Here is a 15,882-nt window from a genome sequence, read left to right as displayed (position 1 = left end):
GGTTTCAGGCCTTGCGCATGCCGATGTGCGGGATGTCATCCTCCAGATACGCCTCGCCCACGGCCTCGAAGCCGTAGCGTCCGTAGTAGCCCTGCAGATGCGCCTGGGCCGAGAGGTAGATCGGCTGTTCCGGCCACAGCTTTTCGGCGTGCCTGAGTGCCTGCGCCATCAACTCGTGGCCCAGCCCGAGGCCGCGCGCCTCCGGTGCAATCACTACCCGCCCGATCACCACGTCACCGCCCTGCGATACCGGGTCGAGCAGGCGCAGGTAGGCGGCCAGCCGGTCGTCGCGCCAACCCATCAGATGACAGGTGTCGCCTTCCAGGTCGCGGCCGTCGACTTCCTGGTAGGGGCATTTCTGCTCGACCACGAAGACCTCGGTACGCAGTTGCAGGATGGTGTAGAGCTGCTCCTTGCCCAGGTCGCTGTGATGTTTGCAGATCCAGTCGATTGTCATGTGCCTCATCCTGATTCAGATATCCGCTACCGATACTAAGCGGGTTGCCTCGCCGAGCCAACCGCGACTCCCGGCTTTGCGTGGATCGCCAGTCGGGTAATTTTTTGTGAACGAAGGCTAGTTGCCATCATTCATTTTGCTCGGCCTCGTCATCTTTGTGTAATCTGCTTTGCAGGGCGTTTGCCACGGCGCCAATGAGCTAATGTTAGGAGCTGGGAGATGGCCACTTGCTTTCGCCCGGCCCCTGGGCTTCGGTTCACTCTGCAGGGCAGACCCGCCCGCTAAGGATCTTTGGCATGTCGCGATTGCATCGAGCTTTTGCTTTGCTTGGATTGCTGCTGCTGGCACAGAGCGCTACCGCAGAAAAATTGCGCTTGGTAGCCGACGCCTGGCCGCCGTTCACCGATGCGACCCTGGTCAATGGCGGCCTGGCGACCGATATCGTCAGCACGGCCCTGGCCCGTGCCGGTTATGCCAGCGACTTCGAGCAGGTGCCCTGGGCGCGCGCCCTGAAAGGGGTCGGCGAAGGGCGCTATGACGTGCTGATCAATGCCTGGTACACCAAGGACAGGACCTTGCTGGGGCAGTTCTCCGACGAGTACCTGCTCAACCGCGTGCGTTTTCTCAAGCGCAAGGATTCACCGATCACCTACGACACCTTGCCGCAGCTGCATGACTTTCCGATTGCCGTGGTGCGCGACTACGCCTATTCCGCCGACTTCGAGGCGGACGCCCAGTTGCAGAAGGTCCCGGTGCACAACTTCGCCATGGCCGTGCGCATGCTGGCGGCGGACCGGGTGAAGCTGACCCTGGAAGACGAGTATGTGGCGCGTTACTACCTGAAAAGCGAAACGCCGCGGGTGCGCAATGCGGTGGAGTTCCTGCCCAAGCCGTTGAGCGAGAACAGCCTGCATATCCTGGTCAGCCTGAAGAACCCGGAGCATGAACGGATCGTCGCCGGTTTCGACCGCGAGATCGCCGCGATGAAGGCGGACGGCAGTTACGAGCGCCTGCTCAAGCTGCATGGGATGTAACCACCTTCGCGAAACCTTGCAGGAGCCGGCTTGCCAGCGAAGCTTTTGGCGGTCTTGAGGGCCTCATCGCTGCGATGCGGCGTCCCGACAAGCCAGCTCCTGCAGGGGAGCGGGGCGTTTTCAAGATTCGGTGTTTTCTTCCGGGCCCTTGATCAGGTGCGCCGCCAGCGTGCGCAACGGCCCCAACTGGCGACAGATCAATGCCAGTTGCGTCTGCACCAGGCGCTGTATCTCGTCGGTCTCGTCCGGCATCTGCTCCAGTTCGTTCGCCAGGGCTTCCTCGGTATCGCTCTGGATCTCGATGGGCGTCTTGTTCGCCAGCCCGATGGCAATCTGCTCGATGCTGGCGGCGAGGGTCGCCCCGGCACCGTTGATCAGATGCTCGCGGACTTCAGTCGGCAGCTGGTTTTCCCGATGCGCCCCCAGCCCCGAGAGGTAGCTGAGCAAGGTGTGCGAGAGCACCAGGAAACGGAAACCCACGTCGGCTTCCTTACGGAAATGCCCCGGCTCCATCAACATGTTCGCCAGGGTGGTCGACAGCGCTGCGTCGGCGTTGTGTGCGTTGCGCCGGGCCAGGCGGTAGGCCAGGTCGTCGCTCTTGCCGTGGGCGTACTGCTGCATGATCTGGCGCAGGTACAGGCTGTTGCAGCTCAGGGTGTTGGCCAGCACCTTGTTCAGGCGCCGCCCCTGCCAGTCCGGCAGGAACAGGAAGACCGCCAGGCCGGCGATCAGGGCGCCGAGCAGGGTATCCATCAGGCGTGGCAGGAACAGGCCGTAGCCGTCACCCACCTGGTTGAAGCAGAACAGCACCGTCAGGGTCATGGCGGCGGTCGCCAGGGTGTAGCGGGTGGTGCGGTTGATAAAGAAGGTCACCCCCGCGACGATGGTGAACATGGCCTGGATCAACGGGCTCGGGAACAGGTCGAACAGCGCCCAGGCGGCGGTCAGGCCGATGGCCGTGCCGATGATCCGCTGGCCCAGCTTGCGCCGTGTGGCGCCGTAGTTCGGCTGGCAGACGAACAGCGTGGTGAGGATGATCCAGTAGCCCTGGGACGGATGCACCAGGTGCACCATGCCATAGCCGACGCTCAAGGCCAGCGGCAGGCGCAGGGCGTGGCGGAACAGCAGCGAGGTCGGGGTCAGCTGGGTACGCAGACGTGTCAGCACATCCTTGAAGTTGCGCGGCGAGCGGTCCAGCAGGCTGCTGTCGGTGGCGTCGGCCAGGCTGTCGGGGTTGCTGGCGTCGCTGAGCAGACGGTCCAGGGTGCTGAGGTTGGCGGCCAGGGCCCGCAGCGAACGCAACAGGCCGCGCCAGGCCGGATTGCTCTGGATGCGCAGGTGTTCCATCGAGGCGTGCAGGTCGCCCAGGGCCTCGGCGAAGCTGGCGTCATAGACGAACGGCTGGCGCAGCTGGATCGACTCCGCGAGTGCTCGGCAGGCCTTGCCCTGCTGGCGCAACAGGCGCTGGCAGCGGAACAGCACATCGCTGTGGAAAAAGGCCTCGGCCAGGGCGTTGTATGGATAGTGCGAAGAACTGGCGCGTTCGTGGATATCCTGGGCGAGGAAATACAGCTTCAGGTAGCGGCTGACCTTCGACCCCGGTCGACCGTTGCCGACCCGGTGCAGGATGATTTCCTTGGCGGTGTTCAGCGCCGCGACCACCTTGCCGTTCTGCCGGGCCAGTTCCAGGCGCCGGGCCTCGACGTCCATCTGCCGGATCGGTTCGAACAGCGACGACTTGAGCTTGAGGTAGAGGCCCAGCTCACGGAACAGCTTCGCCAGGCTCTGCTGCACCGGCTGGTTGGAAAACAGCGCTTGCCACAGCACCGAGAGCACGCCGTACCAGCCGGCCCCGGCCACCAGCAGCAGGGGCTCGTGCCAGAGATCGCTGACTTCGCCGCCGCGCTGGTCCACGCCGATCATGGTGTAGACCGAAAGAATCAGGGTTGCCGAGGCAATCGCCCCGTAGCGTTCGCCCAGGGCTCCGAGCATGGTCAAGCCGAAGGCCGCCAGGGCCATGGCGACGACGAACACCACCGGGTAGGGGAACAGCAGTTCGACCGAGAAGGCCGCGACGCTGAAACACACCAGCGTCACTGCCAGCGCATTGAGACGGCCCTGCCAACTGTCGTCGGTCTCGGCCAGGGCGCTGGCGATGACCCCGAGGAACAGCGGGATCAGCAACTTCATTTCGTTCTGGAACCAGCACAGGGTCATGATGCCGGTCAGGGCGATGAACACCCGAACGCTATAGCTGAATTTGTCCAGCGCCCAGAGACGGCGCAGGGACTGGTTGAACGAGGTCGATGCCATGAAGGTGAGAGAGCCTGCCAGCGGTTGATCTGAATGATGGGTAGACGGACGGCATTGTGATGACGCCACATCGGTCTACAGCAAAATTTGTTCCGTGATCGTTGATGCGCCCGCAATCAATGTTGCGGAAGTCCATTGTGCCTTGTGTTCGCCTGTGCGGACGTCATCGCCAGCAAGCCGGCTCCCACAATAGTCCGTGTTGTGCACACAACCTGCAATCGACACTGAACCTGTGGGAGCCGGCTTGCCAGCCCCCACAATGTCCGTGTTGTGCACACAGCCTGCAATCGACGCCGAACCTGTGGGAGCCGGCTTGCTAGCCCCCACAATAGTCCGCGCTGTGTACACAACCTGCAATCGGCACAGAATCTGTGGGAGCCGACTTGCCAGCCCCCACAATAGTCCGCGCTGTGCACACAGCCTGCAATCGACACCGAACCTGTGGGAGCCGGCTTGCTGGCGATGAACGATAACGCGGTGTATCCGAAACGCGCGCAAAGGTCAGGCGAATTGCGCCGCCGCGTACCCTGAAGCCCAGGCCCACTGGAAGTTGAAGCCGCCGAGATGGCCGCTGACGTCCAGCACTTCGCCGATAAAGTACAGGCCGGGGCTTTTCAGCGACTCCATGGTCTTCGACGAGACTTCGCGGGTATCGACGCCACCGAGGGTGACTTCGGCGGTGCGATAGCCTTCGGTGCCGGCGGGGACCACCTGCCAGTCGCCGAGCTTGCCCGCGACCTCGGCCAGTTCCGCCGGGGTGTACTGTTTCATGGGCTTGGAGACGAACCAGTGCTCGGCCAGCAGGTTGGCCATCTTCTTGGTGAACAGCTCGCCGAGCAGGGTTTTCAGCTCGCTGTTGGGCCGTTCGGCCTGCTGCTGTTGCAGCCAGTCCAGCGCGTCGTGATCGGGCAGCAGGTTGATGTGCACGGTGTCGCCGGATTGCCAGAACGAGGAAATCTGCAGGATCGCCGGACCACTGAGGCCGCGGTGGGTGAACAGGATATTTTCCCGGAAGCCCTGGTCGTTGCAGCTCACCAGGCAATCCACCGAGGTCCCGGACAACTCGCCGCACAATTCCTTGAGTTGATCGGTAATGGTGAACGGTACCAGGCCGGCGCGGGTCGGTAACACCTGGTGGCCGAACTGCCTGGCCACCTGGTAGCCGAACCCGGTGGCGCCGAGGGTCGGGATCGACAGGCCGCCGGTGGCGATCACCAGGGACTGGCAGGTGACCTGGCCGAGGGTGGTTTGCAGCAGGTAGCCGCTTTCGAGTTTCTCGATGTGCTGGATTGCGGTGTCCAGGTGCAGGCTGACGCCGGCCTGGTCGCATTCGTCCAGGAGCATGCCGAGGATGTCGCTGGACTTGTTGTCGCAGAACAGCTGGCCGAGTTTTTTCTCGTGATAGGGCACGCCGTGCCTGGCCACCATCGCGATGAAATCCCACTGGGTGTAGCGGGCCAGGGCCGACTTGCAGAAGTGCGGGTTCTGCGAGAGGAAATTGCCGGGTTCGCTGTACATGTTGGTGAAGTTGCAGCGACCGCCACCGGACATCAGGATTTTCTTCCCGGCCTTGTTGGCATGGTCGATCAGCATCACCTGGCGTCCGCGGGCGGCGGCGGTAAAGGCGCACATCAGGCCGGCGGCACCGGCGCCGATGATCACAACTTCAGTAGCGGGCACAACGATGTCCTCATTTGTTTTTCAGCCGGGCGCGGTTTTTTGTAGGAGCCGGCTTGCTGGCGATTCCGGCGACGCGGTGTTGCAGGTACACCGCGTTATCGTTCATCGTCAGCAAGCCGGCTCCTACAGGACTCTGGCGTTTGCGCGACCATTGTGGGGACCGAGCTGGCCCTTGATATTACGATCGTTCCCACGCTCTGCGTGGGAATGTATCCCGTGACGCTCTGCGTCACATCCAGCATGGGAAATCAGAGAATCCGCACGCGCAGCGAGCGGCCCTTGATCTTGCCGTCGTTCAGACGCTGCAGCGCCTGCTTGGCGACACCGCGTTCCACCGCCACATAGGCCTGGAAGTCGAAAATCGCGATCTTGCCGACCTGGGCGCCAGGAATCCCGGCGTCGCCGGTCAGGGCGCCGAGGATATCCCCCGGACGTACCTTGTCCTTGCGGCCGGCGGCGATGCACAGGGTGCTCATGGCCGGCAGCAGCGGACCGCCGCCCTGAGACTTGAGGGTGTCGAGCTGGTCCCAGTTCAACGGCGACTTCTGCACTTCTTCGATGGCCCGCGCGCGCAGGCTCTCGGAAGGCGCTACCAGGCTGATGGCCAGGCCGGTCTCGCCAGCCCGGCCGGTGCGGCCGACGCGGTGGATATGCATTTCCGAGTCGCGCGCCAGCTCGACGTTGATCACCATGTCCAGGGCATCGATATCCAGGCCGCGCGCCGCGACATCGGTCGCCACCAGCACCGAGATGCTGCGGTTGGCGAACATCGCCAGGACCTGGTCACGGTCGCGCTGTTCCAGGTCGCCGTGCAGGGCGACGGCGGACATGCCCTTGGCGGTCAGGGCGTCGACGGTTTCCTGGACCTGCTGCTTGGTGAAGCAGAACGCGACACAGGACGTCGGACGGAAATGGTTGAGTACCTTGACCACCGCCTCCATGCGCTCTTCCGGGGAAATCTCGTAGAAGCGCTGCTCGATCTGGCTGTCGGCGTGCATCGCCTCGGCCTTGACCTGCTGCGGGTTGCGCATGAACTTGGACGCCAGTTGCTTGATGCTCACCGGGTAGGTGGCGGAAAACAGCAGGGTCTGCCGGCGCTCGGGGAGCTGGGCGATGATTTCCTCGATGGCGTCGTAGAAACCCATGTCGAGCATGCGGTCGGCTTCGTCGAGCACCAGGGTGTTGAGGCCGTGCAGGACCAGCGAACCCTTGCGCAGGTGTTGCTGGATGCGTCCCGGAGTGCCGACGATGATGTGCGTGCCGTGTTCCAGGGAGGCGATCTGCGGGCCCAGGGCCACGCCGCCGCAGAGGGTCAGCACCTTGATATTGTCTTCGGCGCGGGCCAGGCGGCGGATTTCCTTGGCAACCTGGTCGGCGAGCTCGCGGGTCGGACAGATCACCAGCGCCTGGCAACCGTAGAAGCGCGGGTTGATCGGGTTCAGCAGGCCGATGCCGAAGGCGGCGGTCTTGCCGCTGCCGGTCTTGGCCTGGGCGATCAGGTCCATGCCCTTGAGAATCACCGGCAAGCTCTGCGCCTGGATCGGCGTCATCTGGGCATAACCGAGGGAGTCGAGGTTAGCCAGCATGGCGGCGGACAGGGGCAAGGAGTTAAAAGCGGTGGCGATGGTGGTCACGGGACTGGCCTGCAAAACAAAATGTCGCGCAGTGTATCAGCCCCGGCTGGCGACGCTGCAAATTCTGGACGAAAAGTAGCCAAATACTGGCAGTGCTGTCTTTTCAGGCGCGAGCCTTGAACTGTAGGAGCTGGCTTGCTGGCGATTCAGGCGACGCGGTCTATCAGACACACCGCGTCAGCGTTCATCGCCAGCAAGCCGGCTCCCACAGGGGGAGCACTTAGTGCTCGATATGCTGTTCCTGGACTTCCCGGGTCCGCCGCCCGTCCTGGGGCGACAGTTGCAGGAAGATCGCCGCCGCCAGCATCGCCATGATGCCCACGGTCAGGAAGGTCAGCTGGAAGGCACCGAGCACCGTGTCCACGCCGTCGTTGCCGATGGCCGCGGTAAAGCCGCCGAGCAGGGCGCCGGCACAGGCGACGCCGAGGCTCAGGGACAATTGCGCGACCACCGACAGCAGGCTGTTGCCGCTGCTGGCGGCCTTGTCGTCGAGGTCGATCAGGGTCACGGTGTTCATCGCGGTGAATTGCAGCGAGTTGATCGCCCCGGCAATCGCCAGCATGCCCAGCAGCAACGGATACGGCGTGTGTTCGGTGACCAGGCCCATGGCCGCGAGCATGATGCCCAGCGCCAGGGTGTTGCCGGTCAGCACGATGCGGTAGCCCAGGCGCTCGATCAGCGGCCGGGCAATCGACTTGGCGAACATCGCCGCCGCCGCCAGGGGCAGCATGCTCATCCCGGCCTGGGACGGCGAGTAACCCAGGGCCACCTGCAGCAGCAACGGCACCAGGAACGGCAGGGCGCCGCTGCCCAGGCGCGCGAATAGATTGCCGAGGATGCCCACGGCGAACGTCCGGGTCTTGAACAGCGAGGGTGCGAACAACGGATTGTCGATATGCCCGGCGCGCAGCCAGTAGGCGGCCAGGCAGGCGAGTCCGGCAAACAGCAGCAACATCACCCGCAGGTGCGGCAGTTGCAGCTCGCCCAGGCCCTCCATGGCGATGGTGATCAGCAGCATCGCCGCGCCGAACAGCAGGAAGCCGATGCCGTCGAAGCGCGTACGCTCGCTGCCGCGCAGGTCGGGGATGAATTTCCACACGGCATAACAACCGACCAGGCCCACCGGCAGGTTGATCAGGAAGATCCAGTGCCAGGTCAGAAACTGCACCATCCAGCCGCCCATGGTCGGGCCGATCAGCGGCCCGAGCAGGCCGGGGATAGTGATGAAACCCATGATCCGCACCAGTTCCGAGCGCGGATAGGCACGCAGCACCACCAGCCTGCCGACCGGCAGCATCAGCGAGCCGCCGAGGCCCTGGATCACCCGCGCACCCACCAGCATGTTCAGCGAACTCGACAGGGCGCACAGCAGCGAGCCGATGCTGAACAGCAGGATCGCGCAGAAGAACACCCGCTTGGTGCCGAACCGGTCGGAAATCCACCCCGAGGCCGGGATCAGCAATGCCACGGTGAGCATGTAGGCAATCACCACGCCCTGCATGCGCAGCGGGTTTTCCGCCAGGTCGAGGGCCATGGACGGCAGGGCGGTGTTGAGGATGGTCCCGTCGAGGGATTGCATGAAGAAGGCGATGGCCACCACCCAGGGCAGCCAGCGAGCGGTCGTTGCATCAAGAGGGGCGCGGTTGGGCATGGGCAGCTCTTTGTTAGCAGGCTATGGATCCGATTATGCCTGATCGGTCTGGGCTTGAGCGCTCCGGCTACGCTCTATTTGCTCCTTCGACAGCAGAAAACCGAGCAGGGCTCGATGAACATTGTCGGCTGCCACCCGCGACTCCAGGTCGAGCAGGTGCCCGGTGTCCTCGGCCACCGAAAAACTGCACCGGGGGATGTGCTGCTGGAACTGTCGGGCACCTTCGGCGGGGGTGTAGATATCCTTGGCGCCATTGATGAAGTGCACCGGGGTGCGGATCGCGGACAGCTGTCGCAGGTAGTTGCCGTCGCCCAGTTGCAGCACCTGGTCGATATGGAAGCGTGCCTGGCGGTATTCGGTGCTGGCCATGGTGCTGAGGTGCTGGTGGTTGGTGCTCTTCAGGCGGGGCGGGAGGAAATGACCGACCGTGTCGTTGAGCAGGTGGCCGATGGCGGACTTGTCGTCGACCTGGATCAGTTCGTGTACCCGCTGGACGTACGCCAGCATCGGCGGGTTGAGGTCGGGGGCCAGGGCCATGATCACCGAGCTCTGGATGCTGGGCGGGTTCCGCGCGAGGGTCAGCAGGCTGGAGATACCGCCCCAGGACGCCGACACCAGGTGGTTGACCTCGAAGCGCTCCACCAGCGCCAGGAGCATTTCCACCTCGTCGTCCTTGGTCACCAGCCCCGGATCGGGATTGTAGGCCTGGGAGCGGCCGGCGAAGGGCAGGTCGAACAGCAGCACGTTGAAATGCTCGGCCAGGCATTTGCTGGTGCGGGTGAACGACGACGTGGTGGACAGGGCGCCGTTGACCAGCAGCACGGTGTTGCGGCGCGGATCCTCGCCGATGCGCTGGACATGGACGTTGAAATGCCTGAACAGATTATTGATGACGAAGCTTCCATGATTCATATCAAACTCCAGCAAAACACTTTCGGCGACTGAAAGAGGCGCGGCATTGAGTAACGAAATCGCGGGTGAAGCCTGGGGCTCTGGTGCCGGGCTCGAACGAGGTGCTGGCGTTTTAATGCTGCGCCGAACGATGGGCTATGTATAACGCGACGGGTCTGGCGGGGCAACCGTCGGAGCGGATAGGCGTGAGGATCTTCAGGTCAGGGCGATGCCGCAGTCCTGCGGAAGCCGGCTGACCAGGCGATGCAAGGCCCAAGGGCCTCATCGGCGGCAAGCCGGCTCCCACAAGGATCTTTTCGCGTCTACAGGGTCAGCGTCAGCTTGCGGATCAGCGCGCCCGGCAGCAGGCTCGATGCCGTCTGCCGCTGATCGTAGGTGCTGGCCGACAGCAGCAGCTCACGCTCCTGGGTCAGGGCTTCCAGCTGGGTGCCCAGCAGGCTGTAGACGCTGTCGTCGAAACGCATGGTGCTGACCGGTGCCTGGATCTCGCCGTTCTCCACCCAGAAGGTGGCGAAGCGGGTCATGCCGGTCATGCGGCCGGCCGACTGGTCCGAGTAGTTCAGGTACCACAGGTTGCTGATGTAGAGGCCGGTGCCGAGTTCTTCGAGGACCTGCTTCTGCGCCAGGCGTCCGGCCTTCATCTCCAGGGCACTGGGGTATTCGCCGCCGCCCGCGCCGTTGGCGGTCAGGCCGTATTCGGCGGCACTGCGAGAATTGATCATGCGGCCGTTGGCCGAGCCCTTGGCGACCAGCGACAGGTCGCTGCGCGGATAACCTTCGTTGGAAAACGCCGGGCTCAAGGAGCCGCTGACCTGCTCGTTCAACCAGACGATCGGGTGGAACGAGGCTTCGCTGGCATACAGCTTCTGCAGCGGGCTGTGTTTGCTGGCGATGGCCTGGGCCGAGAAACCGCCCCAGCAGAGCATGCCCATGATTTCTTCCAGCGCCGCCGGCGCCAGGTAGGCGCGGTACTCGCCGGGAGCCAGGGTGCGCAACGGCCGCCCAAGAAACTCGAGCTGTTCGCGGGCTTGCTGGAAGCGCCGGGCGAAGCTGTCGCTGTCCCATTCATGGCCGGCATAGCTGGCCTTCACCGCCTGGCCGTTTTCGTGGAACAGGCTCCAGTCGAAGTTGAAGCTATTGGCCTGGTGCCAGCCGAATGCCCCGTCCGCGTTGGCAAAGCCGCGGCTGATGGGCCCGGCGGCATAGAAACCGACCAGGTCCAGGCCGGTCGCGGCGCGGCTGATCTCTTCGAGGACCCGGGCAGTGTCCGGCAGCGGCAGGTCCTGCACATTGCGGCTCTGCCAGGCCGTGTGATTGAGCAGCAGGTACGGATCGGCGGGCAACAGCGGCAAGGTCTCGCGCAGCTTTTGCAGGCCGTCGGCCAGGCGCTGGCGATCCAGCTCCAGCTCGCCGGAGAGAGTGATCTGCAGGTCGGCATGCCGTCCCGCATCGATCAGCTTGAAGCTCAGGCTGGCCTGCTGCACCTGGCCGGCCTGGCGTACACGGCCGTGGTTGAAGCGGATGAACTGCGAAGATTCGGCAGCGTAGCCCAGGGTGAATTTCTCCGTGGCCTGCAGGTGCTCGCGCAGCCAATCCACCAGCGCCTGGAAGTGCCCGGCCTGACTCAGTGATTGATCCATCAGGCATCTCCTCCAAATACGTCGACATGGCTGAACACGCAGGCGGGCGAAGCGTGCCCGACGCGAATCACCTGGTTGGGCTCGCCCTTGCCGCAGTTCGGCGTACCCAGGACCTTGAAGGTACTGGCATCGCCGACCGCACTGAGGTTGCGCCAGAACTGCGCGGAAATCGCCCGGTAGTTGGGGTTCTTGACCACGCCCTTGAGCTCGCCGTCCTCGATCAACTGGCCCCATTCGCAGCCGAACTGGAACTTGTTGCGGGCATCGTCGATGGACCAGGAACGGTTGGTCGACATCAGGATGCCCCGCTCGATACCGCCGACCAACTGCTCGAAGGACTGGTCGCCCGGTTCGATGTTCAGGTTGGCCATGCGATCGATCGGCGGCCGGTTCCAGCTGCAGGCACGGCTGTTGGCGACACCTTCGAGACCGGCGCGGAATTGCGACAGCGCCCCGCCCAGCGGTCGCAGCAACAGGCCTTCGCGGATCAGGAACTGCTTGTGGGCGGCGCTGCCGTCGTCGTCATGGCCGTAGCTGGCCAACTGTTCGGGGATCTCCGGGTCGAAGGTCACGTTGAGCAGCGGCGAGCCGTATTGCAGGTGGCCGAAGTCACTGGCCTTGACGAAGCTGGTGCCGGCGTAATTGCGTTCGTCGCCGAGGATCCGGTCCAGTTCCAGCGGGTGGCCGATGGATTCGTGGATCTGCAGGATCATCTGGTCCGGCGTCAGCAGCAGGTCGCGCGGGCCCGACGGGGTGTTGGGCGCCAGCAGCAGTTGCAGGGCCTGGTCGGCGATCCGCGCACCGGCACCGATCAGCCCGGAGCGGCCGAGCACTTCGGTGCTGCCTTGCTGGCCGAAATTCTCGCGGCCGAGGGTACGGGTCTGGCTGTCCATGCCGTCGAAGGCGGTCACGCTCAGGCCCGGGAAGACGAAGCGTTGCGCCTGGCGCAGCTCGGCCCCGACGCTGTTGAGGTAGATCTGCTCGACATGGGTCACGCCGAGGCTGACTTCCCAGTTCACCAGGCGCTCGTCCCTGGGCACGGCCGCGGACTCGGCGGCGAGCAGGGCGTAGCAGTCGCTCAGCGAGGCAAAGGGTTGCTCCAGTTGTGGCGAGCAGTAGTCGCCGCGTTCGCTGGAGACGGCTTGCTGGCGCAGGTCGAGCAGGGCATGGCCGGCAATCAGCCGGGCCTGTTCCTCGGCCCTGTGCAGGGCGGCCTGCAGGCCTTGCCGCGAGAGGTCGTTGGTGGAGGCGTAGGCTTCGACACCGTTGACCCGCACGGTCAGCATTGCGCCTTCGTCACGGCTCAGGCTGGGGGGCTCCGGGACGTTCTTGCGCACCGACAGGTACTGGCCGGATTCGCGAACATAGCGCAGCGAAAAGAATTCAGCGCCCGTACGCAAGGCAGCGAAGTGCTGCTTGAGGCGGGGGTGGAAGTCGAACATTGGGGAACCTCCCTGGAGATGGCGGTGGCCGCGAGGGGCATTTCAGGAAAGGCCCCGATGCCAGTCTGTCAGGATAAGGCGATTTTGCCGGTTGTGGGAGCCGGCTTGCCGGCGATTCGAGTGACGCGGTGTTTCAGCGATTCCGCGTTGTCGTCTATCGCCGGCAAGCCAGCTCCCACAAGGTCCGGGGCTGGCGATGTTCCGTGGTGAGCCCCTATCCTGTGGGCGCGGTTGGCATCGCCATCGCCAGCAAGCCGGCTCCCGCAGACAGCAGGCAGCGGCGTACCGGCGAAAGGGCTTACAGCGGGCAACCCTTGGCGCGCAGGATCGCGTCGAAACGGTCCGGGTCCAGGGTGCCGGCTTCGATAGCCGCCAGGGTGGCCTTTTCCCGCGCCAGCAGGTCATGGCAGCGGATCAGCAGTTCCGGCAATTCGCTGCGGGCCGCGGCGACCACGCCGTCACCGTCGCCGATCATCAGGTCGCCCGGGGTCACCAGCATGCCCGCGCAGGAGATCGGCACGTTGATTTCGCCGCCACCGTCGGTGCTCGGACCACGGTGCACGCCGCCGATGGCATAGGCCGGCAGCTCGCCGGTCTGCCACTCGTCGAGGTCGCGCAGGGCGCCGTTGATCACCACGCCGACGATCCCGGCCTTGAGGGCCATGGCGCGCATGATGCCGCCGAACACGGCGCGGGTCAGGTCGGCGCTGCCGTCGATCACCAGCACATCGCCCGGACGGGCCATCTGCATGGCCTTGAGGATCATCAGGTTGTCACCCGGGCGCACGCGCACGGTCAAGGCGTTGCCCAGCATCGGGGCGTTGCCATGGAATGGCTTGAGGCCCAGGCCACCGACGTTGCGTCCCAGGCAGTCGCTCACGGCGGCGGCGGGGATCTTGCTGAATTCCTTCAGCCATTTTGGATCGAGCGGTTCAGGATTCGGATTGATCAGGTAGCCGGTAGGCCATTTGCTCGAAGAGACGACATCAAACATGGGAAAGCCTCGTGGCCAGCAATGTGGCGGCGTGTCGATTGGGGCGGGGTGAAACGTTTGCGCGCCAATAGATTAGGCCTGCGCGGGGGGTAGGAGCAAGGGTGGGGCGGTGTAGGGACTGTTTACGTTGTGTGGTGGGAGATTTGTGTTGCCGGGGTTGGCAGCGTGGCAGCCGGCTTGCTGGCGATGGCGGCCGGCCAGTCGATGCAAGACTGGCTGGCCTCATCGCCGGCAAGCCGGCTTCCACAAGGGACTGTGTCAGCAGTTACTGCGCGGTACGGCTCACTTCGCGCACCGGCTTGCCACGCACAGGCGTGTCACCGGCCACGTAGTAGTCGGCCTTGCTGCGCGGCAGCGGCTGGCGGCCACGGATCTTGTCGGCGATTTTCTCGGCGATCATGATCGTCGGTGCGTTCAGGTTGCCGGTGGTGATGATCGGCATGATCGACGCGTCGACCACCCGCAGGCCCTGCATGCCATGCACGCGACCCTGGCTGTCGACCACGGCCATCTCGTCGGTGCCCATCTTGCACGAGCAGGACGGGTGGAACGCGGTCTCGGCGTGCTCACGGACAAACTTGTCCAGTTGCTCGTCGGTCTGCACCTCGATGCCCGGGCTGATTTCGCGGCCACGGTAAGCGTCCAGGGCCGGCTGCTGCATGATTTCCCGGGTCAGGCGGATGCCGTCGCGGAATTCCTGCCAGTCCTGTTCGGTCGCCATGTAGTTGAACAGGATGCTCGGGTGCTGGCGCGGGTCCCTGGACTTGGCCTGCACACGACCGCGGCTCGGCGAACGCATGGAGCCCATGTGGGCCTGGAAGCCGTGTTCCTTGACGCCGTTGCTGCCGTTGTAATTGATCGCCACCGGCAGGAAGTGATACTGGATGTTCGGCCATTCGAATTCCGGACGGGTGCGGATGAAACCACCGGCCTCGAACTGGTTGCTGGCGCCGATACCGGTGCCGTTGAACAGCCACTCGGCACCGATGGCCGGCTGGTTCCACCACAGCAGCGAGGGGTACAGCGAGACCGGCTGGGTGCAGGCGTACTGCAGGTACAGCTCCAGGTGGTCCTGGAGGTTCTCACCGACGCCCGGCAGGTCGTGGACCACCGGGATATCCAGGCTTTCCAGCAACTGGCGCGGGCCGACGCCGGAGCGTTGCAGCAACTGTGGCGAGGCGATCGCGCCGCTGCTGACGATGACTTCCTTGCGCGCACGGGCTTCGACGCGCTCTTCGGCGCTGCCCAGCAGATACTGCACGCCCACCGCGCGTTTGCCCTCGAAGAGGATCCTGTCGGTCAGGGCGTGGGTGACGATGGTCAGGGTCGAGCGCTTCTTGGCGGTGTCCAGGTAACCGCGGGCGGTGCTGGAGCGACGGCCGTTGGGCGTCACGGTACGGTCCATCGGGCCGAAACCTTCCTGCTGGTAGCCGTTCAGGTCTTCGGTGCGCGGGTAACCGGCCTGCACGCCGGCCTCGACCATGGCGTGGAACAGCGGGTTGTTGCCGGCCTTGGGCGTGGTCACGCTGACCGGACCTTCGCCGCCGTGGTAGTCGTTGGGGCCGATGTCACGGGTTTCCGCCTTGCGGAAATACGGCAGGCAGTCCAGGTAGCTCCAGTCTTCCAGGCCTGGCAGCTTGGCCCAGCCGTCGTAGTCCATGGCGTTGCCGCGGATGTAGCACATGCCGTTGATCAGCGAGGAACCGCCGAGGCCCTTGCCGCGACCGCACTCCATGCGCCGGCCGTCCATATGCGGCTCCGGATCGGTCTCGTAGGCCCAGTTGTAGCGGCGGCCCTGCAGCGGGAATGCCAGGGCGGCGGGCATCTGGGTACGGAAGTCGAAACGGTAGTCGGGACCGCCGGCTTCCAGCAGCAGGACGGTGACGCCTTCGTCTTCGGTCAGGCGGGTGGCCAGGGTGTTACCGGCCGAGCCGGCGCCGATGATGATGTAATCGTATTCTTGGGACATTGAATGCACCCTCTTCAGATGTGGTCAGGTCGGGCCTGACGAGTGTTTCGCACTCGATCGCCGGCAAGCCGGCTCCTGCAAGGGCGGGGTAACCGCCGGCTTGGCGAACGACACCAAGCCTGTAGGAGCGGGCTTGCCCGCGAAGACGGCCGCGCG

11 protein-coding genes are annotated in these 15,882 nt (G+C 64.5%); 1 reads left to right on the top strand and 10 read right to left on the bottom strand.

The window, feature by feature from the left end; all coding sequences use genetic code 11:
* Positions 1-4: 4 nt before the first annotated feature.
* Complete coding sequence (locus ACL9RJ_RS32380; RefSeq protein ID WP_177107828.1) at positions 5-457, bottom strand: GNAT family N-acetyltransferase; 453 nt, start codon at positions 455-457, stop codon at positions 5-7.
* Positions 458-753: 296 nt separating this feature from the next.
* On the opposite strand from ACL9RJ_RS32380, the gene ACL9RJ_RS32375 reads away from it, so the two are divergent.
* Positions 754-1,491 carry a substrate-binding periplasmic protein gene (locus ACL9RJ_RS32375; RefSeq protein ID WP_177084756.1) on the top strand — a complete coding sequence of 246 codons (738 nt, stop codon included), beginning with the start codon at positions 754-756 and terminating at the stop codon, positions 1,489-1,491.
* A gap of 120 nt (positions 1,492-1,611) precedes the next feature.
* Here the strand turns inward: ACL9RJ_RS32375 and yccS are convergent, their stop codons facing one another.
* The 9 genes from yccS to betA form a co-directional block, all read right to left on the bottom strand.
* Positions 1,612-3,804 carry a YccS family putative transporter gene (yccS, locus tag ACL9RJ_RS32370; protein ID WP_017128320.1) on the bottom strand — a complete coding sequence of 731 codons (2,193 nt, stop codon included), beginning with the start codon at positions 3,802-3,804 and terminating at the stop codon, positions 1,612-1,614.
* Positions 3,805-4,305: 501 nt separating this feature from the next.
* The gene (locus ACL9RJ_RS32365; RefSeq protein ID WP_042936364.1) at positions 4,306-5,484 is read right to left on the bottom strand and encodes an NAD(P)/FAD-dependent oxidoreductase; all 1,179 of its coding nucleotides are present in this window, start codon (positions 5,482-5,484) and stop codon (positions 4,306-4,308) included.
* 248 nt (positions 5,485-5,732) lie between these two features.
* Positions 5,733-7,070, bottom strand: a complete 1,338-nt coding sequence (gene dbpA, locus ACL9RJ_RS32360) for an ATP-dependent RNA helicase DbpA (protein WP_256260496.1) — start codon at positions 7,068-7,070, stop codon at positions 5,733-5,735.
* A gap of 268 nt (positions 7,071-7,338) precedes the next feature.
* A complete protein-coding gene (mdtD, locus tag ACL9RJ_RS32355; protein WP_017128322.1) occupies positions 7,339-8,769 on the bottom strand; it encodes a multidrug transporter subunit MdtD in 1,431 nt (476 codons plus the stop codon).
* A 33-nt stretch (positions 8,770-8,802) separates the two neighbouring features.
* Positions 8,803-9,681 (bottom strand): alpha/beta fold hydrolase, encoded by an 879-nt coding sequence (locus ACL9RJ_RS32350; protein WP_017128323.1) that lies wholly within the window; start codon positions 9,679-9,681, stop codon positions 8,803-8,805.
* A gap of 302 nt (positions 9,682-9,983) precedes the next feature.
* Positions 9,984-11,321, bottom strand: a complete 1,338-nt coding sequence (locus tag ACL9RJ_RS32345; protein WP_017128324.1) for a TldD/PmbA family protein — start codon at positions 11,319-11,321, stop codon at positions 9,984-9,986.
* On the bottom strand, positions 11,321-12,763 hold the full coding sequence (locus ACL9RJ_RS32340; protein WP_017128325.1) for a TldD/PmbA family protein: 1,443 nt from the start codon (positions 12,761-12,763) through the stop codon (positions 11,321-11,323). The genes ACL9RJ_RS32345 and ACL9RJ_RS32340 overlap by 1 nt, the downstream gene beginning before the upstream one ends.
* 298 nt (positions 12,764-13,061) lie before the next feature.
* Positions 13,062-13,757 carry an RraA family protein gene (locus ACL9RJ_RS32335; RefSeq protein ID WP_017128326.1) on the bottom strand — a complete coding sequence of 232 codons (696 nt, stop codon included), beginning with the start codon at positions 13,755-13,757 and terminating at the stop codon, positions 13,062-13,064.
* Positions 13,758-14,022: 265 nt separating this feature from the next.
* The gene (betA, locus tag ACL9RJ_RS32330; protein ID WP_017128327.1) at positions 14,023-15,726 is read right to left on the bottom strand and encodes a choline dehydrogenase; all 1,704 of its coding nucleotides are present in this window, start codon (positions 15,724-15,726) and stop codon (positions 14,023-14,025) included.
* Positions 15,727-15,882 lie beyond the last annotated feature (156 nt).

This window comes from Pseudomonas sp. Mn2068 (genome assembly GCF_049319725.1).
Lineage (GTDB): Bacteria > Pseudomonadota > Gammaproteobacteria > Pseudomonadales > Pseudomonadaceae > Aquipseudomonas > Aquipseudomonas gingeri.
The sequence above is the reverse complement of the archived record's forward strand: the minus strand, read 5'-3'. Positions and strand labels throughout refer to the sequence as shown.